20 protein-coding genes are annotated in these 21056 nt (G+C 52.0%); 13 read left to right on the forward strand and 7 right to left on the reverse strand.

The genetic code is table 11. The features are described from left to right. Positions 1-196 precede the first annotated feature (196 nt). Positions 197-832: a bifunctional 4-hydroxy-2-oxoglutarate aldolase/2-dehydro-3-deoxy-phosphogluconate aldolase gene (locus tag ACM67E_RS03110; protein ID WP_416192164.1), complete on the reverse strand. Its 636-nt coding sequence runs from the start codon at positions 830-832 to the stop codon at positions 197-199. Positions 833-1056: 224 nt separating this feature from the next. Next, entirely contained in the window at positions 1057-2892 is a 1836-nt protein-coding gene (gene edd / locus ACM67E_RS03115; RefSeq protein WP_416192165.1) for a phosphogluconate dehydratase, read from the reverse strand. A 439-nt stretch (positions 2893-3331) separates the two neighbouring features. On the opposite strand from edd, the gene zwf reads away from it, so the two are divergent. The 6 genes from zwf to ACM67E_RS03145 all read left to right on the forward strand — a co-directional run bounded on the left by zwf (position 3332) and on the right by ACM67E_RS03145 (position 10127). Next, on the forward strand, positions 3332-4777 hold the full coding sequence (gene zwf / locus ACM67E_RS03120) for a glucose-6-phosphate dehydrogenase (RefSeq protein WP_416192166.1): 1446 nt from the start codon (positions 3332-3334) through the stop codon (positions 4775-4777). Positions 4778-4997: 220 nt separating this feature from the next. Continuing rightward, positions 4998-5693 (forward strand): 6-phosphogluconolactonase, encoded by a 696-nt coding sequence (pgl, locus tag ACM67E_RS03125; RefSeq protein ID WP_416192167.1) that lies wholly within the window; start codon positions 4998-5000, stop codon positions 5691-5693. Next, a complete protein-coding gene (locus ACM67E_RS03130; RefSeq protein ID WP_416192168.1) occupies positions 5674-6660 on the forward strand; it encodes a glucokinase in 987 nt (328 codons plus the stop codon). Before pgl ends, ACM67E_RS03130 begins: the two co-directional genes overlap by 20 nt. A gap of 57 nt (positions 6661-6717) precedes the next feature. Next, a complete protein-coding gene (locus ACM67E_RS03135) occupies positions 6718-7566 on the forward strand; it encodes a MurR/RpiR family transcriptional regulator (RefSeq protein ID WP_416192169.1) in 849 nt (282 codons plus the stop codon). Positions 7567-7571: 5 nt separating this feature from the next. Then, entirely contained in the window at positions 7572-9215 is a 1644-nt protein-coding gene (gene pgi / locus ACM67E_RS03140) for a glucose-6-phosphate isomerase (protein ID WP_416192170.1), read from the forward strand. A 105-nt stretch (positions 9216-9320) separates the two neighbouring features. After that, positions 9321-10127: an integrase core domain-containing protein gene (locus ACM67E_RS03145; RefSeq protein ID WP_416190995.1), complete on the forward strand. Its 807-nt coding sequence runs from the start codon at positions 9321-9323 to the stop codon at positions 10125-10127. A gap of 354 nt (positions 10128-10481) precedes the next feature. Here ACM67E_RS03145 and ACM67E_RS03150 read toward each other — a convergent pair whose 3' ends face one another. The 3 genes from ACM67E_RS03150 to ACM67E_RS03160 form a co-directional block, all read right to left on the reverse strand. Then, the gene (locus ACM67E_RS03150; RefSeq protein ID WP_416192171.1) at positions 10482-11156 is read right to left on the reverse strand and encodes a DUF3108 domain-containing protein; all 675 of its coding nucleotides are present in this window, start codon (positions 11154-11156) and stop codon (positions 10482-10484) included. A gap of 14 nt (positions 11157-11170) precedes the next feature. Then, complete coding sequence (purN, locus tag ACM67E_RS03155; RefSeq protein ID WP_416192172.1) at positions 11171-11797, reverse strand: phosphoribosylglycinamide formyltransferase; 627 nt, start codon at positions 11795-11797, stop codon at positions 11171-11173. A 165-nt stretch (positions 11798-11962) separates the two neighbouring features. Beyond that, a complete protein-coding gene (locus ACM67E_RS03160; protein ID WP_416192173.1) occupies positions 11963-13024 on the reverse strand; it encodes a sensor histidine kinase in 1062 nt (353 codons plus the stop codon). An 87-nt stretch (positions 13025-13111) separates the two neighbouring features. Here ACM67E_RS03160 and argH point away from each other — a divergent pair, with 87 nt between their 5' ends. Further along, positions 13112-14494, forward strand: a complete 1383-nt coding sequence (argH, locus tag ACM67E_RS03165) for an argininosuccinate lyase (RefSeq protein ID WP_416192174.1) — start codon at positions 13112-13114, stop codon at positions 14492-14494. Positions 14495-14955: 461 nt separating this feature from the next. On the opposite strand, the gene ACM67E_RS03170 is transcribed toward argH, so the two are convergent. Next, a complete protein-coding gene (locus ACM67E_RS03170) occupies positions 14956-16002 on the reverse strand; it encodes an NAD(P)H-dependent flavin oxidoreductase (RefSeq protein WP_416192175.1) in 1047 nt (348 codons plus the stop codon). A 124-nt stretch (positions 16003-16126) separates the two neighbouring features. Next, positions 16127-16933: an integrase core domain-containing protein gene (locus ACM67E_RS03175; protein WP_416190995.1), complete on the reverse strand. Its 807-nt coding sequence runs from the start codon at positions 16931-16933 to the stop codon at positions 16127-16129. 393 nt (positions 16934-17326) lie between these two features. On the opposite strand from ACM67E_RS03175, the gene ACM67E_RS03180 reads away from it, so the two are divergent. From ACM67E_RS03180 to ACM67E_RS03205, 6 genes are all read left to right on the forward strand, one after another. Further along, entirely contained in the window at positions 17327-17851 is a 525-nt protein-coding gene (locus ACM67E_RS03180; RefSeq protein WP_416192176.1) for a gamma carbonic anhydrase family protein, read from the forward strand. A 58-nt stretch (positions 17852-17909) separates the two neighbouring features. Next, a complete protein-coding gene (locus tag ACM67E_RS03185; RefSeq protein ID WP_416192177.1) occupies positions 17910-18512 on the forward strand; it encodes a Maf family protein in 603 nt (200 codons plus the stop codon). 121 nt (positions 18513-18633) lie between these two features. Continuing rightward, positions 18634-19428: a 16S rRNA (adenine(1518)-N(6)/adenine(1519)-N(6))-dimethyltransferase RsmA gene (gene rsmA, locus ACM67E_RS03190; protein WP_416192178.1), complete on the forward strand. Its 795-nt coding sequence runs from the start codon at positions 18634-18636 to the stop codon at positions 19426-19428. After that, positions 19418-19735: a hypothetical protein gene (locus ACM67E_RS03195; protein WP_416192179.1), complete on the forward strand. Its 318-nt coding sequence runs from the start codon at positions 19418-19420 to the stop codon at positions 19733-19735. The genes rsmA and ACM67E_RS03195 overlap by 11 nt, the downstream gene beginning before the upstream one ends. Further along, on the forward strand, positions 19735-20226 hold the full coding sequence (locus tag ACM67E_RS03200; protein ID WP_416192180.1) for a hypothetical protein: 492 nt from the start codon (positions 19735-19737) through the stop codon (positions 20224-20226). The genes ACM67E_RS03195 and ACM67E_RS03200 overlap by 1 nt, the downstream gene beginning before the upstream one ends. Before the next feature lie 101 nt (positions 20227-20327). Beyond that, positions 20328-21056, forward strand: coding sequence for an amino acid ABC transporter ATP-binding protein (locus ACM67E_RS03205; protein WP_416192181.1), 729 nt, complete (start codon positions 20328-20330; stop codon positions 21054-21056).

A 21056-nucleotide genomic window follows, 5' to 3' on the forward strand; every position in this document is an offset into this window, starting at 1 on the left:
CCGTCTGAAAAGTACCGCTGTCAAATTAGGATTCCGGTACTTTTTCAGACGGCCTTTTCAGTTTTGAGTTGTAGCCCGAGAACTTTTTAAAACAGAAAACGTGCGTTAATTTCCCTGAATTCATCCGAGTTTCGTAACAGTCAAAAAAAGCCGTCTGAAAGTTTCAGACGGCCTTTGTCATATTCCTAAGAAACCATCAGCGTTTCAAAGCCGCCGCTTCTTTTGCCAAACGCGTGATGGTGTCCCAATCTTTATTTTGCACTGCGTCTTTCGGGGTCAGCCACGAGCCGCCGACGCATAAGACGTTCGGCAGAGCCAAGTATTCCGGTGCGCTTTCCGGCGTGATGCCGCCGGTCGGGCAGAATCGGATGTCGGGATACGGGCCGTAAAGGGCTTTCAGCATGGCTTTGCCGCCGACAACTTCGGCAGGGAACAGTTTCAAAGTGTCGATACCGTGTTCCAATGCCAGTTGGACTTCGCCCGGTGTGGCCACGCCCGGAATCAACGGAATGCTGTTTTGGTGGCTGGCTTTGGCCAAAGTTTCGTGCAAGCCCGGGCTGATGGCGAATACCGCGCCCGCGTCTTCCACGGCTTTGAGCTGTTCGGGGTTGGTCACCGTACCTGCGCCGACGATGGCGTTGGGCACTTCTTTGGCAATCAGGCGGATGGCATCCACGCCGACGGGGGTGCGCAAGGTGATTTCCAGCGTCGGAATGCCGCCTTCGACCAGAGCGTGCGCCAAATCGACGGCGGTGGATAAATCGTCAATCGCCATCACGGGGATAACCGCGCCTGCGCTTAAGATTTCGCGAGGGGTGAGTGTTGCAGACATGTTTTGTTCCTTGCAAAAATAATACTTTGTGGAATGTTCAGACGGCCTCGGGGAGGAGAACTGTTCGGGCAGGCCGTCTGAAAGCGGTTGTTTAAATTGGGGAACGGTTGTTTCGGGCAGTTTAATCTTGCCGGGATTAAAGATTTGTCTGTCAATCCGATCCGGTTGTTTTCAGACGGCCTTCTGCATAGCGGAACGACAAGGCCGTCTGAAACTTTTTATGCTCAGGCAAATTCGCCGCCGAAGCTCATGGCGCCGGTTTCCGCCGAACTGGTCATGCCGCGGAAGTTGGCGAACAGCTCGCGGCCGCAGCCTTGCTGGTTCGCGCTCAAATCGATTTGCTCGACTTCGCGCGCCGCCCATTCGGCTTCATTAATCAATACGCTCAATTTGCCGGTTATGGAATCGAAGCGGATTAAGTCGCCGGTGCGGATTTTACCGATGCCGCCGCCCATCAGGGCTTCGGGGGTCATGTGAATCGCGGCAGGGACTTTGCCCGATGCACCCGACATGCGGCCGTCGGTCAGAAGCGCGACTTTGAAACCTCGGTCTTGCAGAATGCCCAAAGGCGGGGTCAGTTTGTGCAGCTCGGGCATACCGTTGGCGCGCGGGCCTTGATAACGCACCACGCACACGAAATCGCGTTCGAGTTCGCCGCGGTCGAAGGCTTCCAAAACTTCGCGCTGGTCGTTGAACACGATGGCCGGCGCTTCGATTACGCGGCAGCCTTCGCGGATGGCGGATACTTTAATGACGCCGCGGCCGATGTTGCCCTGCATCAGGCGCAAACCGCCGTCGGGTGAGAACGGGTTGTCGATTTTGCGCAAAATGTCGTCGTTGCCGCTTTCGGTCGGGGCTTCGCGCCATTCCAGTTTGCCGTCAATCAGGAAAGGCTCTTGCGTGTAACGGCGCATACCGCGGCCGACAACGGTGTCCACGTCATCATGCAGCAGGCCGGCGTCGAGCAGTTCGCGGATGACGAACGGCAGGCCGCCTGCGGCTGCAAAGTGGTTGACGTCGGCTTTGCCGTTCGGATAGACGCGGATCAGCAGCGGAATGATAGAAGAAATTTCATCGAAGTCGTCCCAGTTCAGAATCACGCCTGCGGCGCGTGCCATCGCCACCAAGTGCATGGTGTGGTTGGTCGAGCCGCCGGTGGCCATCAGGCCGATAAGGGCGTTGATGAACGATTTTTCCGTCAGCATTTCGCCCAAAGGCAGGGCGGTGCCGTTGCGGATGCCTTGCGCCAAATGCGCCGCACCGTAGCGAGTGAGGGCTTCGCGCAGATCGGTATAAGGGTGTACAAACGCAGCGGCAGGCAGGTGCACGCCCATCATTTCCATCATCATTTGGTTGGAATTGGCGGTGCCGTAGAAGGTGCAGGTGCCGGGGCTGTGGTAGGAACCCATTTCGCTTTCGAGCAAGGCGTCGCGGCCGACTTTGCCTTCGGCAAACAGTTGGCGGGTGCGCGCTTTGTCTTTGTTGCTGATGCCGCTGGCCATCGGGCCGGCAGGCAGGAACACGGCAGGAATATGGCCGAACGAGAGCGCGCCGATCATCAGGCCGGGGACGATTTTGTCGCACACGCCCATATACAGGCCGCCGTCGAACATTTGATGCGACATGCCGACTGCGGTACTCATGGCGATGACGTCGCGGGAGAACAGAGACAATTCCATACCGGCATAACCTTGTGTAATGCCGTCGCACATGGCGGGCGTGCCGCCGGCGACTTGCGCGGTCGCACCGTTTTTCTGCGCTTCGTCTTTAATCCAGTCGGGGAAATCTTTAAACGGCTGGTGTGCGGAAACCATATCGTTGTAAGCGGTGATGATGCCTAAGTTGGGCACGGTTTCCCGCAGCATTTCGATTTTGATGCTTTTGGGCATGGATGCGTAGCCGTGGGCAAGGTTGCTGCAACCCAATTGGTTGCGCTCCAAACGGCCTTGCTGCTTGGCCGCGCGGATTTTGGTCAAATATTTGGCGCGCGTTTCCCGGCTGCGGTCGATAATGCGCCGGGTAATTTCCTCGAGCTTGGGGTGGATAGGAGTGTGGCTCATGTATGGCTCCTTTTTTAGTAGTCGGTGCGGTTTGGTTTTGTGTAGCCGGCTGCTTAAGGCCGTCTGAAATAATTCGGATCGGAATGGATTATATTATAGTATAAGTATTGTAATTTTGTTACACAAAATCTGATTTATCTGCATGAAATTTGATGTAAGTCTTGGTTTTTGCTGTTTGTAAGAAACTGTAATGGTGAATGTGAGGAAAATTTAAACTAGGTCAAATAAATTATGGAAATGGAGATAGACAAAATCTGTAGCGGTGTGTAGTATTACTACTAGTTTGCAGGTTTTGCTGGATTTTTCACCGATAAACGCGACCGGTTTTCAATATGCTGCAATGTATCTGATTTTTCGGAAATTTGTCACGTTAAGGTTTGTGGAATCGATAAAATATTTTTAAATGGCATTAAGCCTCTTCTTGATGAAAGATGAAACAATGAGTATTCAAACGAATTTTGATTTGGTGTTGTTCGGTGCAACGGGCGATTTGGCCATGCGCAAGCTGCTTCCTTGCCTGTATCAGGCGCACGTCGCCGGCTTGCTGAATCCGCAAGGCCGGATTTTGGGTGTGAGCCGCAGCGAAATGGATACGGAAAGTTTTCTGGCCAAGGTCGAAACCAACTCAAAAATCCATGTGAAACAGAATTTTTCTGAAGAACAATGGGCATCTTTCATCAAGCGCATCGAATACCTGACTGTCGATGTCACCTGCCCCGAACATTTCACCGAATTGGGCGAAAAAGTCAAATCCCGCACCGAGACCGAAAATGTGGTCGTTTATCTTTCCACCGCCCCCAAATTCTTTGCCCAAGCCTGTGAAAATTTAGCGTCGGTCGGCTTGAATGCCGACAATGTGCGCGTGGTTTTGGAAAAACCGCTGGGTACGGATTTGCCGTCTTCGCAGCAGATCAACAACGATGTCGGCCGGTATTTCAAAGAAGAGCAGATTTACCGTATCGACCATTATTTAGGCAAGGAAAGCCTGCAAAACGTATTGGCATTGCGCTTTGCCAACGTGATGTTCGAACCGATGTGGAACAACAAATACATCAAGAGCGTGCAATTAACCATTGCCGAGCAATTGGGCGTGGAAGAGCGCGGCGAGTTTTACGACATCACCGGCGCATTGCGCGACATGGTGCAAAACCACTTGATGCAGATGCTGTGTATGACCGCGATGGAGCCGCCGAAAAGTCTGGATGCCGATGATGTTCGCGACGAGAAAGTGAAAGTCATCAAAGCGTTGAAACCGCTGACTGTCGAATCGGTCAACGAAAACGTGGTGCGCGGCCAGTATGCGGCAGCCGAGGGTATGAACGGTTATTTGGAAGAGTTGAATGTTCCGGCCGACAGCTTTACCGAAACCTATGTCGCCATCAAAGCCGAAATCGAAAACGAACGCTGGAAAGGCGTGCCGTTTTATCTGCGTACCGGCAAACGCATGGCCGGAAAAGTGGCGGAAATCGTGTTGAATTTCCGTGATTTGGACAAGCATATTTTTCCGAACAGCCAGCCGTTTGCCAACCGTTTGGTCATTGAATTGCAGCCGTTTGATTCCGTGCGTTTGTGCGCGCAGGTCAAAACCCCGGGTGCGGGCAACCGTGTCGAAGTTACGCCGATGACGATTGATTTGGACAAACAATTGGAAGGCCGCCGTCCGGAAGCATACGAGCGTCTGCTGCTCGATGTCATCAACGGCAAACTGGCCTTGTTCAACCGCCGAGACGAACTGGAAGCCGCATGGGAATATGTTATGCCGATTTTGGATAACTGGGCACAAAATACACAAGCACCGCACAGCTATCCCGCCCATTCGTGGGGGCCTGAAGCGGCGCGCGAACTGTTGGCGCGCGATGGCAACAAATGGCATGAAGAGCAGTAACCGTGTTTCAGACGGCCTTGAAAGGATTGAGGCCGTCTGAAAATTCATTATCGGTTTGGTTTATACAGAAAATTTTTCAGACGGCCTAAACAGTTCCTTCATTCGGGGCAGACTGTCATGATAAGGCGCGTAACGCCGGTCCGGATTCAGTTTGGAATTTATTTAATGTTTCAGACGGCCTGTCAAATAAAGGCCGTCTGAAAAGCGAAAGGAATGCACCATGTTTACTTGGCACGAATATGAAAATGCAGCCGTTGCTGCCCGTGCGCAGGCCGATGCCGTTGCCATCGAGCTGCAGAATGCCTTGAATGAAAAAGGCAGTGCGGTATTGGCGGTATCCGGAGGCCGCTCCCCGATTGCTTTTTTTGAAGCCTTGTCGAAAAAGGATTTGGATTGGGCGAATGTGAGCATCGGCTTGGTGGACGAGCGCATTGTTCCGACCGATCACGCCGACAGCAATACCCGCTTGGTGCGCGAACATCTGCTGCAAAACAAAGCGGCGGCGGCACGGTGGATTCCGATGGTAGAGGACGGAAAAACTGAAATCGAATTACAGCCGCAGGCGGTGGTGGATGATGCGTTGAAACAATACAAACATCCCGATGTGCTGGTGTTGGGCATGGGCGGAGACGGCCATACGGCTTCTCTCTTCCCGCAAGCTCCTCAATTGGAGGAAGCGATTAATCTGGAAAATAACCTGCCCCTGATTCACACTACGCCGGTGACTGCGCCGCATGAACGCATCAGCATGACCTTGAATGCGGTTTTAAACACATTAAACGTGTTTTTGGCCATTCAGGGGGCAGAGAAGAAAGCCGTATTCGACAAAGCGGCGGAAGCTCCGACTACCGAATACCCGATCAGCCTGATTTTAAATAACGAAAGAGTGGATTGCCATGTCTTCTACACCAACTGATTACCCGCGCCTGGTCGCCGACATCGGCGGCACCAATGCCCGTTTCGCGCTTGAAGTCGCACCGCAGCAAATCGAACAGGCACATGTATTGCCTTGTAAGGATTACGATACCATCGTTGATGCCGCACGCGAATATCTCCGTTTGGCTGGTCAGCCGAAAGTCGCTCATGCGGCTGTGGCGATTGCTAATCCCATTGTGGGTGATTGGGTGCAGATGACCAACCACCATTGGGCGTTTTCCATCGAAACCACCCGTCAGGCATTGGGTTTGGAAACCTTGATCTTCTTGAACGATTTCACCGCCCAGGCGTTGGCGGTGACGCAAACCGAAGACAAAGATTTGGTTCAGATCGGCGGTCAGGCACCGGCGTTGAACCAGCCGAAAGCCGTTATCGGTCCGGGAACGGGCTTGGGCGTGAGCGGCTTGGTACACAGTCCGGCCGGTTGGGTGGCTTTGGCAGGCGAGGGCGGCCATACCAGTTTTCCGCCGTTTGACGATATGGAAGTGACCATTTGGCAGTATGCCAAAAACAAATACGGCCATGTGTCTGCTGAACGTTTCCTGAGCGGTGCGGGTTTGAGCCTGATTTACGAAGCCCTGGCCGCTAAGGAAAAAGCCAAACCCGGCAAACTGACGCCGTCTGAAATTACAGAGCGTGCATTAAGCGGCACATCGCCGTTGTGCCGCCAGACCTTGGATATTTTCTGCGCCATGCTGGGTACGGTGGCCTCCAATCTTGCATTGACCCTGGGCGCGCGCGGCGGCGTGTATCTGTGCGGCGGCATTATTCCGCGTGTGTTGGAATACTTTAAAAATTCTTCATTCCGCAGCCGTTTTGAAAACAAAGGCCGTTTTGAGGCTTATTTGGCCGCGATTCCGGTGTTTGTCGTTTTAAGCGAGTTTCCCGGCATTACCGGCGCGGCCGCGGCTTTGGACAATCATTTGAAAAACGTGTTAAGCAAATAAATCTGCAATGCAGAAAAACAGTCTGTCACATTGCGATAACGGATAGGGATTACCATTATGTTAAGTAAAATCAGTGAGTCATTGCCGAATTTGTCCGGTGCGGAGCGTAAAGTCGCCGAATCAGCTTTGGCCGAACCGAAATGGTTTGTCCATGCGGCCGTAGCGGAAATCGCCGAACGTGCGTCAGTCAGCCAGCCGACGGTCATCCGTTTCTGCCGCAGCTTGGGCTACAAAGGCCTGCCCGAATTCAAATTGGCATTGTCGGCCAGCATCGGCCACGAAGGCATGCCTTATGTGCACGAAGAGCTGAATGCCGACGACGACATGAATAATGTTGTGGAAAAGGTGCTGGGCAATGCCGCCGCTTCTTTGCTGGGCGAACGCCGCTACCTGAAAGAGGCGGAGTTGGAAAATGCCATCGCCACGCTGATGCACGCCCGACGCGTTGAGTTTTACGGTGTCGGCAATTCCGGCATTGTGGCGCAGGATGCGCAGCATAAGTTTTTCCGTTTCGGTATTTCGACCGTCGCCTACGTGGACACCCACACCCAACTGATGGCGGCATCGGTGTTGACGGAGAAAGATGCTTTGGTGGCGATTTCCAACACCGGCTCATCGATTGAACTCTTGGATGCCGTCAGCATTGCCAAGCAAAACGGTGCAGCCGTGATTGCGGTTACGCGTGCCGATTCCCCGTTGTCGCAATTGGCCGACTGCGTATTGAGCGTGGCCACTCAGGAAAATGCCGAGCTTTATACGCCGATGGTGTCGCGGTTGCTGCAATTGGCCGTCATCGATATTCTGGCCATCGGCTTGGCTCTGCGTTTGGGCGACGAAGCCAGCCTGCAACTGCAAAAAAGCAAAAAAAGCATTCACAATAAACATATTGAATATGGTAAGGACTAAAAATCATGAAACACCTTCACGACCTGCCGAGTTGGTCAAAATTGTGGAAACATTTCGACCAAACCAAAACCGACCACATGCGCGCCATGTTCGAGCAAGATCCGCAGCGTGCCGAACGCTATTGGTCGCAAGTGGGCGGCCTGACCTTGGATTATTCCAAAAACCGCATCAACGACGAAACCCTGTCGCTGCTGCTGGATTTGGCACGCGAAGCCGGTGTGCCCGAGCGCATCAAACAAATGTTCCACGGCGAAAAAATTAACTCAACCGAAAACCGCGCCGTGCTGCACATTGCCTTGCGCAACCGTACCAACTCCCCGATTGTGGTGGACGGCGAAGACGTGATGCCGAAAGTGAACCGCGTTTTGCAGCGCATGGGTGAATTTGCGCACGAAGTGCGCAGCGGCAGCTGGTTGGGCTACACCAATCAAGTGATTACCGACGTGGTGAATATCGGTATCGGCGGCTCCGATTTGGGGCCGTTGATGATGTGTACCGCATTGAAACAATACGGCCATCCGCGTATGCGTATGCACTTCGTGTCCAATGTCGACGGTTCGCAATTGCGTGACGTATTGGAAAAAGTCCACCCCGAAACCACGCTGTTCATCATCGCCTCCAAAACCTTCACCACCCAAGAAACCCTGACCAATGCCTTAACCGCGCGCGAATGGTTCCTGAAACACGCCGGCGACGAAACCGCCGTTGCCAAACATTTCGTTGCAGTCTCCACCAATAAAAAAGCCGTGGCCGAATTCGGTATCGACACCGCCAATATGTTTGAATTCTGGGACTGGGTCGGCGGACGTTACAGCCTGTGGTCGGCCATCGGCCTGCCGATTATGCTGTTTTTGGGCGAAGAAAACTTCATTGAGATGCTCAACGGTGCGCACCTGATGGATCAGCATTTCTACAATACGCCGTTGGAACGCAATATGCCGGTCATCTTGGCCTTAATCGGCATTTGGTACATCAACTATTACGGCGGCGGCAGCCACGTCATCGCCCCTTACGACCAACACCTGCACCGCCTGCCGAAGTTTATCCAACAGCTCGACATGGAAAGCAACGGCAAACAGGTGACGCTCGACGGCAAGGCCGTGCAGCACGAAACATCGCCGATTATCTGGGGCGAAACCGGCATCAACGGCCAGCACGCATTCTTCCAACTGCTGCATCAGGGTACGCACATCACGCCGATTGACCTGATTGCTTCGCTGGAAAAACGCAGCAACCTGCGCGGCCACCACGAAATCCTGCTGGCCAACGTATTCGCCCAGGCCGAAGCCTTTATGCGCGGCAAAACGCCTGAAGAGGCGCGTGCCGAATTGCAGGCGCAGGGATTGGACGAAGCACGCGTCGAAGAACTCGTGCCGCACAAAACCTTCTCCGGCAACCGTCCGACCAACTTAATCCTGATGGATAAAGTCAATCCGCGCAATATGGGCAGCCTGATTGCATTGTACGAACACAAAACCTTCGTGCAGGGGACAATTTGGGGCATCAACAGCTTCGACCAATGGGGCGTGGAACTGGGCAAGCAATTGGCCAAAACCATTTTGGCCGAATTGACCGGCGAGAGTGAACCGCAAAAACACGACAGCTCTACCGAGCGTCTGATTAATTTGTATTTGAATGCGAATAAGTAAACCGGTATCGGTGAAAATGGCAGGCCGTCTGAAAAATATTTTTCAAACGGCCTGAGATGTAAGAAAAGCTAGCGTTGTTTACAGTATTTGAAAGACAATACTGCCATGAACATCCACAAAAATACCCGACTTACACCGCACCAACGTCAAGCCGTTTGGCGCGCCTATACGCAGGATAAAATTACCGTTACTTCACTTGCCCGGCAATACCAAGTCAGCAGAGTAACCATCTACCGTATCCTCAAAGCCGCACGGCTGCAGCTGCTCACACCGCAAAACAGTACCAACAACCGGTTCAAACAAGCCAAATACGGGATGAAACGTTTGGCTAAGGTTGAAAAAGCCATCGAAGAAAAGCTCAAAAAACAGGCTAAACGCTACAACAAATCCTATCCCGGCGAAATGGTGCATTTCGATACCAAACGGTTGCCGCGGCTGAAAAACCAAAGCGTTGCCGACCCGTTCGAATACCTGTTTGTCGCCATCGACGACTACTCCCGCGAACTGTACGCAGCCATCTTGCCCGACCGTACGGCTGCCAGTGCCGCCAAGTTTCTGTTGAGGGATGTGATTGACTGCTGCCCGTACACCGTCGAATGCGCATACTCGGACAACGGAGTGGAATACAAAGGCAATGCATCCCACCCGTTTGGCGCTGCCTGCTGCCGCAACAACATCGTGCAGAAGTTTACCCGTATTGCGCGTCCGCAGACCAACGGCAAAGCGGAACGGGTGATTCGGACGCTGATGGAGATGTGGCACGATAAGCAGACATTTGACGATGCGCAACACCGGCGCAGGGAATTGTGCCGCTTTGTGAATTTCTACAATACGGTCAAGCCGCACGGCAGCTTGAAAGGCAGGACGCCTTTTGAGACTTTGGAGGATTATTTTTCTCAACCTGTTGTGTAAACAACGCGGTTATTTCTTACACCTGAGACCTTTGCAAAACCCGAAAGTATTCAAAAACCTCTAATCCGTCATTCCCGCGCAGGCGGGAATCCAGAACGTCAAGTTGCTGAAATATTTAAATATTCATGAATCCGATAGGTCTGGATTTCCTCCGCCTGCGCGGGAATGACGGTTTAAAGATTTCTAAAAATTTACCAGTTTTGCAAAGGTCTCGGCCTTTTTGAACGAGTGGATTGGAATCGGGAAAAATTTATTTATCAATCAATAATATCAATAAACCCATGCCGTCTGAACATTTTCAGACGGCATGTTTTTTATTTAACAGCCAACTTTTAAACCGTGAAACCGCCCGAATCAAGGTTTGACTGTTTTGCCGTCAACCGTCAAGCGGGTCAGGCGCAGGTTGTAAGATTTACCGTCGTCTTCCTTGTAAACGATCTGCGCCGGAATATTGTTGAATTCGGTGGCAAAAGAGTAATTGATGGTATCGTCGCCGCGGTGGACAACATATTTGCTTACCGGAGTCGTGCCGCCGCCGAATTTGTAGTTTGAGGTTCCGGCATTGGTCATATTATTGACCGGATAGATTTTTTTACCATTGGTAACGTTGAGATTTTGCGGTAAAACGGCATCATTGGCGGCGAGCTGCCAGGCGAGCGTAAACAAATCCATGGTAACGCCGGAAACGGTCTTGGTTTTTTGGTCGCCGACTTTGCCGTAAGTGACTTTGCTGCCGTTGAATTTGACGTCGGTGTAGAGCTTGCCGTCACGGATTTCTTTGTAATATTTCGGTTGCAGTATATTGCCTGAAACCGTACCGCCGGACTCGAAGCGGATACGGTAAAGCGGTACTTTAACCGTCGAAACGATTTTGTAGCTGTTGCCCGTGCGGGTGAAATTCATGGTGGCCGGAATTTTCAGATTGCCGGAATATTGCAACGTGGCCGATTTCGGCAATTCGGCGGCCAGAGCGGCAGGGGCGGCCAAGGCGGTGATCAGCAAAGCGGTAAGGGTAGGGGTTGTGTTCATAATCTTTCCTGATGTTAGGCTAATAATGAAGACGGTTGCACCTGCGTATCCGTATTCAAGACACGGTTGCCTTTGATTTTCAGACGGCCTGCCGCAAAATCGGCAACGGCTTTCGGAAATAATTGGTGCTCGACTTTCAAAACGCGTGCGGCGATGTCGTCGGCGGTATCGCCATCCAAAACCGGCACGACGCCTTGGGCGATAATCGGGCCGCAGTCCAACTCGGCGGTGACAAAATGAATCGTGCATCCGGCGACGCGGCAGCCTGCTTCCAAGGCGCGTTCATGCGTGTGCAGACCGGTAAATGACGGCAGAATCGACGGATGGATGTTCATCAGGCGGCCTTCGTAATGCGCGCAGAACTCAGGCGTGAGAATGCGCATAAAACCGGCCAATACCACCAAATCGGGCTGATACGCATCGATTTTTTCCATCATGGCTTGGTCGAAAGCCAAACGCGATTCAAACGCTTTGTGGTTCAGGCTGTCGGTGTCGATACCGCGCTCCGCCGCCCAAGTCAGGCCGGCTGCGGTTTCGCTGTTGCTCAATACCGCTGCGATGCGGACATTTGGGATTCGGGCATTGACGATGGCCTGCATGTTGCTGCCGCGGCCTGAAATTAAAATGACGATGTTTTTCATCTCATCAGCTTTCGGTTGGGGTATTTAAATTAAAGTGAATCAGGCGCGGGAACAAGCGTTTTAGCCTGATTTAACCGGAATTAAGTGTAGAGTCGATATTGTAAATGATACGGCAAAGGCCGTCTGAAAATTTTTCAGACGGCCTTGAGGGACGGAAAATAATGTTTAACCGCCGAACAAGCGGTTTACATCGGAATTTTTCTTACGGTAAGGCAGGCGGATGTCGACACGGAAAACGCCGTCGAGTTCACGACTCTGGATTTTGGCATCGTTGTCGTACATCAAGGCCAAGCGTTCTTTCAAATTGCGCAAAGCCATCGAATTGCCTTTATGCGGTTTGAGGTTTTCGCCGCTTTCCGGCGGGGTGTAAGGATTTTCGATGCGGATGTAAATCGAAGACTTGTTCAGCTTGGTCCACACGGTAATCATACCCGGGCGGTGGGTGGATTCCACACCGTGAAACACGGCGTTTTCCAGCAGCGGCTGCAAGAGCAGGTGCGGTGTTTCCGCATCATCGGGGGCTTGGTGCTGCCACATGACCTGCACGCGCACATGGCCCATGCGGATTTGTTCGATGGCGATGTATTCCTGCGCCCATTCGATTTCCTGCCCGAGCGTACTGCTCTGGCTGCCGTCGCGCAGTTGGGCGCGGAACAGGTTGGCCAGGTTTTCCAGCAACACTTCGGCATCATACGGGCGCAGGCGGATCAGGCTGATGGCGGCGTTGAGGCTGTTGAACAGAAAGTGCGGGCGGATACGGGCTGTGAGCGCGCTCAAGCGGGCTTCGGAGATGGACGGTGCCAGGCTGTTGATGCGCGATGCTTCGGTAAACATGAAACCGAGCATAAAAATATTAAACAGGCCGAAATGCTGCACAAAGGTTTCGGGATGGAGGCAATTGTCCAGAATAACGCAGTCGACAAACAGGAAAATTCCCGTGTTTGCAAAATAAGAAATGAAAAAAGCGTGTTTGGAGCGGTAGAGGGAAGGCAGAAAGCTGTTGATGAAAAAAGCTTTCACCAAAACCAGTATCACGACCAGCGCGATCCAAGGCAAGTGGCGTTGGATTTCCTCGGCATAACCCAGCGGGGATTCGCTGATTAAAGGCAGCAGCAGCAGCGACGAAATCACGATAATCAGCAGACGGACCACCGTAGCGGAATTACGCAAATCCGGCACGGCGAAAGTATGGGATATTTTCTGGGATAATTGACGTATAATGGACATGTGAACCCTTAGGCGTTTTCGCTTTTTATTTATATGTTAACCCTATGTTGCGGTTAACTTTTTGTTTTATATCTGAGGAACAGTGTAATGAGTAATGATAAAACCTGGTCGGGCCGTTTCAACGAGCCGGTATCCGAATTAGTGAAAAAATACACCGGTTCGATCGACTTCGACAAACGTCTGGCCAAGTGGGACATCCAAGGCTCTTTGGCACACGCGCAGATGCTGCAGCAAAGCGGCGTGCTGAGTGCCGACGACTTATCCGCCATCCGACAAGGTATGGCTGAGATTATAGCAGAAATCGAAGCCGGCAAGCTGGAATGGTCGCTCGATTTGGAAGACGTGCACATGAACATCGAACGCCGCCTCACCGACAAAATCGGCGATGCCGGCAAACGCCTGCACACCGGCCGCAGCCGCAACGACCAAGTCGCCACCGACATCCGCCTGTGGCTGCGCGACCAAATCACCGACATCCAAACCCTGATTCAAGATCTTCAGACGGCCTTAATCGAATTGGCCGAACAAAACGCCGAAACCGTAATGCCCGGTTTCACCCACCTGCAAGTCGCCCAACCCGTCAGCTTCGGCCACCACATGCTCGCCTACGTCGAAATGCTCGGCCGCGATTGGGAGCGCATGGCCGACTGCCGCAAACGCGTCAACCGCATGCCTTTGGGTGCAGCCGCGCTGGCCGGTACGACCTACCCGATTCAGCGCGAAACCACGGCAAAACTGTTGGATTTTGAAGACATCTGCCGCAACTCGCTCGATGCCGTGTCCGACCGCGATTTCGCCATCGAGTTCACCGCCGCCGCCAGCCTGATGATGGTGCACCTGAGCCGCCTTTCCGAAGAACTGATTCTGTGGATGTCGCCACGCTTCGGCTTTATCGACATTGCCGACCGCTTCTGCACCGGCTCGTCCATCATGCCGCAGAAGAAAAATCCCGACGTGCCCGAACTCGTGCGCGGCAAATCCGGCCGCGTCGTCGGTCATTTGATGGGCTTGATTACCCTGATGAAATCACAGCCGCTGGCCTACAACAAAGACAATCAGGAAGACAAAGAACCGCTGTTCGACACCGTGGACACGCTCATCGACACCCTGCGCATCTACGCCGACATGATGCGCGGCGTAACCGTCAAGCCCGAAAACATGCGCGCCGCCGTGATGCAGGGCTTCGCCACCGCCACCGACCTGGCCGACTATCTCGTGAAAAAAGGTATGCCGTTCCGCGACTCGCACGAAGTCGTCGCCCAAGCCGTGCGCCACGCCGACGAAAAAGGCGTGGATTTGAGCGAACTGCCGCTGGACGTGTTGCAGGGCTTTTCCGGTTTGGTGGCCGAGGATGTGTACCAAGTGCTCACCCCCGAAGGCAGTCTGAACGCCCGCAACCACTTGGGCGGAACCGCGCCCGAGCAGGTGCGTTTGCAGGCGGCGTATTGGAAACAACGGCTGGCCGGATAATTTGATTTGGGCAAACAGAAAAAGGCCGTCTGAAACGCGATTGGGTTTCAGACGGCCTTTGTGTTTTGAAAGCATCGGTTTTGCTGAATGCGGCTTAAAACGGTGAATTCTTGTCCGTTATCAGGCGGGTATTTTAAATCAGACTGAGACCTTCGAGAAATTGCGCCGCTAATGACGGACATAGATTTTCAGGTTTAATTTCAAATTTGCAAAGCTAAAGGCCGAGACCGTTGCAAAACTTGATTCGAAACCGAAAACCTCTAATCCGTCATTCCCGCGCAGGCGGGAATCCAGACTTACCGGTTTCAGAAATATTTAGAAATTACATTGGGTTAAAATCCTGGATTCCCGCTTGCGCGGGAATGACGGGCATAGGTTTTCAGGTCTATACCGGGTTTTGCAAAGGTCTCAGGCCGTCTGAAACATTATTTTTCAGACGGCCTGTATTCAAATTCAGCATCCTATGACAAAAATCCCTGCGCAATGTCGGCAATAATTTCCGCTGCTTTACCGTTTCGGGTCAACGGCGCATTTTGCCCGGCCCACAGCGGCGAAAATTCGTCACTGCCTTGTTTTTCGGCTGCGCTGCGCAAGGGTGCGGAAGCGGTTTGTGCCAAGGGGAACGGCGGCGCGTCGGGGCGGATGCAGCCGTATTCGCGCATAAAGCGGTTGACGATACCGCGCGCCAAGCCGCCTGAAAACAGGTTGGTCAACGCCGTGGTTTCCGCGCGCGGGCTTTGCAGGGCGGCGCGGTGCAGGGCGGTGGTGTCGGCTTCGTCGGCCAACAATAAGGCCGTACCGATTTGGAGGCCGTCTGCGCCCAAAACTTTGGCCGCGCGTGCGGTGGACGCATTGCAGATGCCGCCTGCGGCAATCACGGGCACGTTTACCGCTTGGCGGATTTGCGGCAGCAGCGCAAACGTGCCGGCCTGTTCGGCCAAACCGCTTTGGAACATGGAGCGGTGGCCGCCTGCTTCCAAGCCTTGCGCGATGACTGCGTCTGCTCCGTGTTCTGCCAGCCAGCGCGCTTCGTTGACGGTGGTGGCGGAAGCCAGAATTTTCGCGCCGCTTTTTTTGACTTGTTCGAGCAGCCCGGCTTCGGGCAAACCGAAATGAAAGCTGACCACCGGCGGCTTGAGTTCGGCGACGATTTCCGCCTGCGCCGCACCGAACGGCTGCCGCCCGCCGTTTTGAGTGATGGTGTCGGCATCGATGCCCAGTTCGCGGTAACAGGGCGCGAGCGCGGCCAGCCATTGCCGCATTTTTTCCGCATCGGCTTCGGGTTGGCGGTGGGCGAAAAAGTTGACGTTAAACGGCGCATCGGTCGCGGCGCGTATGGTTTCGATTTCGGCACGCAGCCGTTCGGGCGAAAGCATGGCAGCAGGCAGCGAACCGAGCGCACCGGCGCGGCAGGCAGCGATGGCCAGGCGGCTGTTCTGCACACCGGCCATCGGTGCCTGAATCACGGGCAGACGGCAGCCAAGCAGGCGGGTAAGGCGGTCGGACATGGTTTCTCCTCGCTGGAAAATACGGTTTTGATGAATTGAAAGAACAGTTTACCGATGATAAGGCCGTCTGAAAATAAGGAATTTATTTTCAGACGGCCTGAGATGTAAGAAATAACCGGGTTGTTTACACAACAGGTTGAGAAAAATAATCCTCCAAAGTCTCAAAAGGCGTCCTGCCTTTCAAGCTGCCGTGCGGCTTGACCGTATTGTAGAAATTCACAAAGCGGCACAATTCCCTGCGCCGGTGTTGCGCATCGTCAAATGTCTGCTTATCGTGCCACATCTCCATCAGCGTCCGAATCACCCGTTCCGCTTTGCCGTTGGTCTGCGGACGCGCAATACGGGTAAACTTCTGCACGATGTTGTTGCGGCAGCAGGCAGCGCCAAACGGGTGGGATGCATTGCCTTTGTATTCCACTCCGTTATCCGAGTATGCGCATTCGACGGTGTACGGGCAGCAGTCAATCACATCCCTCAACAGAAACTTGGCGGCACTGGCAGCCGTACGGTCGGGCAAGATGGCTGCGTACAGTTCGCGGGAGTAGTCGTCGATGGCGACAAACAGGTATTCGAACGGGTCGGCAACGCTTTGGTTTTTCAGCCGCGGCAACCGTTTGGTATCGAAATGCACCATTTCGCCGGGATAGGATTTGTTGTAGCGTTTAGCCTGTTTTTTGAGCTTTTCTTCGATGGCTTTTTCAACCTTAGCCAAACGTTTCATCCCGTATTTTGCTTGTTTGAACCGGTTGTTGGTACTGTTTTGCGGTGTGAGCAGCTGCAGCCGTGCGGCTTTGAGGATACGGTAGATGGTTACTCTGCTGACTTGGTATTGCCGGGCAAGTGAAGTAACGGTAATTTTATCCTGTGTATAGGCGCGCCAAACGGCTTGACGTTGGTGCGGTGTAAGTCGGGTATTTTTGTGGATGTTCATGGCAGTATTGTCTTTCAAATACTGTAAACAACGCTAGCTTTTCTTACACCTGAGACCTTTGCAAAACTCAACTTAAACTAAAAAATCTATTTCTGTCATTCCCGCGAAGACGGGAATCCAGACTTATCGGTTTCGGAAATATTTATAAATTACAGCAGGTTAAAATTCTGGATTCCCGCCTTCGCGGGAATGACGGATTAGAGGTTTTTTGAATACTTTCGGGTTTTGCAAAGGTCTCGGCCTTTGTGAAAAACAGCTTGGATAAAGTCGGTAAGATAACTTAGCACAAATTGTCCAACCGAATGCCGTCTGAAAAACAACCGCTTTTTCAGACGGCCTTGATTATGTTATAAATCCGTTTCCGATTTATTCATCACCGACAAAGGATGCGCCATGCCGATTCGTCCGTTTCAAAACCACGTTCCCGAGATTCACGAAACCTGTTTTATCGACAACACCGCCGTGATTATCGGCCGGGTCAGTCTTGCGGAACAGGTCAACGTTTGGCCGCTGGTGGCCGTGCGGGGCGATGTGAACCACATCCGCATCGGCGCGCGCACCAATATTCAGGACGGCAGCGTGCTGCACGTTACCGGTGCGCGTGCGCACAAGCCCGAAGGTTCGCCCTTAATCATTGGCGAAGACGTCACCGTCGGCCACAAAGTGATTCTGCACGGCTGCACCATCGGCAACCGCGTGTTGGTCGGCATGGGTGCGGTGGTGTTAGACGATGCGGTGATTGACGATGAAGTCATGGTCGGCGCGGGCAGCATGGTGCCGCCGGGCAAACACCTGCAAAGCGGTTTTCTCTATCTCGGCTCGCCCGTGAAACAGGTTCGGGTATTGACCGATGAGGAAAAAGCGTTTTTAAAACAATCGGCTGTGAACTATATTAATTTGGCGCAGGAATATCAATAAGTCTCAGACGGCCTTTCTGTTAAACAGGCCGTCTGAAAACCTTACAAAGCTCAACATCATGAACCGTATCTATCTTGCTTCCGGCAGCCCGCGCCGCCGCGAAATTTTGGAAAATTTGGGTTACACGGTGCAGCGTCTGCCTGCCGACATCGACGAAACGCCGTATCGGCAGGAAAAAGCCGCTGATTATGTGCAAAGGCTGGCGCGTGAGAAAAACGCCGCCGCCGTGTCGCAATGGCAGGCCGAAAATGCCGGTCAGCCCGAATGTCCGATTCTCACCGCCGACACCACCGTGGCCTACCAAAACCAGATTTTGGGCAAACCGGAAAGCGAAGCCCACGCAGCGGAAATGTTGGCGCAATTATCGGCCACTACGCACCAGGTCTATACCGCCGTCAGCGTGTTTTGGCAGGGCGAAACGCGCACGGTTTTGCAGAAGAGCGATGTTACGTTCAAAGCCGTAAGCGCGGAGGAAATTGCGGCCTATATCGACAGCGGCGAGCCGATGGACAAGGCCGGTGCCTACGGTATCCAAGGTTTGGGCGGTGTGTTTGTCGCGGATCTGCAGGGCAGTTTCACCGGCGTGATGGGCTTGCCGGTATTCGAAACCGCCGAACTTTTGGCGCAATTCGGCTTGGCTGTGCCGCCGTTTGGAAAATAGCGCAAAAGGCCGTCTGAAAACGCCGCAAAAAAACTTCCGTTTTCAGACGGCCTTTTCTCAATAGGCGGATATTTTCAGTTACAATACGTCCTTGAAAAAATCCCCCGAATAAAGACGCCGTATGAAAGAACACAAAGCCCGCAAGCGGTTCGGGCAGAATTTTTTGCAGGACACGCGCATCATCGCCGACATCGTCAACGCCGTGCGCCCGCAGGCCGGCGACACCGTGATTGAAATCGGCCCCGGTTTGGCGGCGATTACCGAGCCGCTGGCGAAAAAATTGGACAAACTGCACGTTTGCGAAATCGACCGCGACATCGTAGGCCGTCTGAAAACCCTGCCGTTTGCCGACAAACTCGTGATACACGAGGGCGACGTGCTGCAATTCGATTTCAGAAGCGTGGCGGGCAAAAAGAAAATCGTCGGCAACCTGCCGTACAACATTTCCACGCCGCTGCTGTTCAAACTGGCCGACATCGCCGACGAGGTCATCGACATGCATTTTATGCTGCAAAAAGAAGTGGTCGAGCGCATGGTGGCCGAGCCGAAAACCAACGACTATGGGCGGCTCGGTGTGATGCTGCAATACTTTTTCGACATGGAAAGCCTGATTGACGTGCCGCCTGAATCGTTCGACCCCGCGCCGAAAGTCGATTCCGCCGTGGTGCGCATGATTCCGGTGAAACACCGCATCGGCGAAGCCGCCGATTTCGAGCATTTCGCCAAACTGGTGAAACTCGCGTTCCACCAACGCCGCAAAACCATCCGCAATAATCTGAAAGAGTTGGCCGACGATGCGGATTTGCAAGCCGTCGGCATCAACCCGCAAGACCGTGCCGAACACATCGCGCCGGAAAAATATGTGGAACTGAGCAATTATCTATGGGATATGAAGAAAAATAGAAATGAACAATAGAAAAGGAAAAGTTGAATTTCTAGCTACTTTAATGAAAGATAATTCTTCAGATTTTGAAAGTGTAAGAAGATTTTCTAGCTTTTTAATCAGTATTATAACTACTATTGGTATTTTATTTATATTTTTCTATATAATTTTCGTAATCAATTGGCTGCCCATTGGTTTATCTTTATCCGATACTTTAGCTTTTATTATTCTCTCATTAGAATTTGGCTTTGTTTTCGCTGTAATATATTCTCCATTTTATTTTAGAGATTTAGGCTTTAAAGTTAGGTTTAAAAGTAAGAAAACTAATGAAAAGTTATAATGATTTTTTTAATAAGCTTTATTTTATTTTTTCAGTTGTTTAAATATTTTGAATTAAATGGAAATCACATAGGTTTTAGGTCGAAGATTATATTATTTTCTATTTTTTTTATTCCTTTTGTAACAGTGTTTCTATATTTTATAAGATTTGGAAAGCTTGGTGCAAATAAAAAGAGAGAATATATTTTTATTTTGAGTTTATATTCTGGTATTGCTGTTTTTTATATTTTTACTCAAGTAGGATTGTGGAAGAGTGTCACTAATCTTGTAGGTTTAACTAAACAAAATGTTATTGTTAAACTTTCATCTGAGCAGTACAAGTTTGCTGAATTAAGTATTCAAAAGCTTAACTTGGATAAAAAAATTTGTGTCAATAAAAATGAGCAAATAATTTTCCCTGTAAATATATTATGGCGTGGAATAGGCAGCTATTCATTAATAGAAGTTGGAGAATATCCACGAAATAGTTTCCGAATGGAAGTAAAAAAATGATGAGAGTAAAATTATTTATTTAGATAAAAATATTAGTGACATTAATTTCAAGTGTGAGATTATTCAAGATACTAGAACAGATTAAGATTTATTGGATAAACATGATTAAATTCAAAAACGTACACAAACATTTCAAAGACCTGCACGTCATCAACGGCGTGAATCTGGAAGTGAAGCAGGGCGAGGTGGTGGTGGTTTGCGGGCCGTCGGGCAGCGGCAAATCCACGCTGATCCGCACGGTCAACCAGCTTGAAACCATCGAAAGCGGCGAAATTTGGGTGGACGGCATCAATGTCGCCGACCCGAAAACCGATTTGAACAAACTGCGTGCCGAAGTCGGCTTCGTGTTCCAGAGTTTCAACCTTTACCCGCATCTGAACGTGTTGGAAAACATCATCCTGTCGCCGATGAAAGTGAAAGGGCAGAGCCGCGAGCAGGCGGAGAAAAAGGCGATGGAGCTGCTCGAACGCGTCGGCTTGGCGCATAAAAAAGACGCGATGCCCAGCCAGCTTTCCGGCGGTCAGCAGCAGCGCGTGGCGATTGCGCGCGGCTTGGCAATGGAACCGCGCGTGATGCTGTTCGACGAACCGACTTCCGCGCTTGACCCCGAAATGGTGGGCGAGGTGTTGAAAGTGATGAAGGATTTGGCGGTAAGCGGCATGACGATGATGTGTGTGACCCACGAAATGGGTTTCGCGCGCGAAGTGGCCGACCGCGTGATTTTCGTCGATCACGGGCAGATTATCGAAGAGGCCGCACCGGAAGAATTTTTTACCAACCCGAAACACGAGCGCGCCAAGCAGTTTTTGCAGCAGGTCATGACGCATTGA

The organism is Neisseria sp. CCUG12390 (assembly GCF_047837985.1).
Taxonomy (GTDB): domain Bacteria; phylum Pseudomonadota; class Gammaproteobacteria; order Burkholderiales; family Neisseriaceae; genus Neisseria.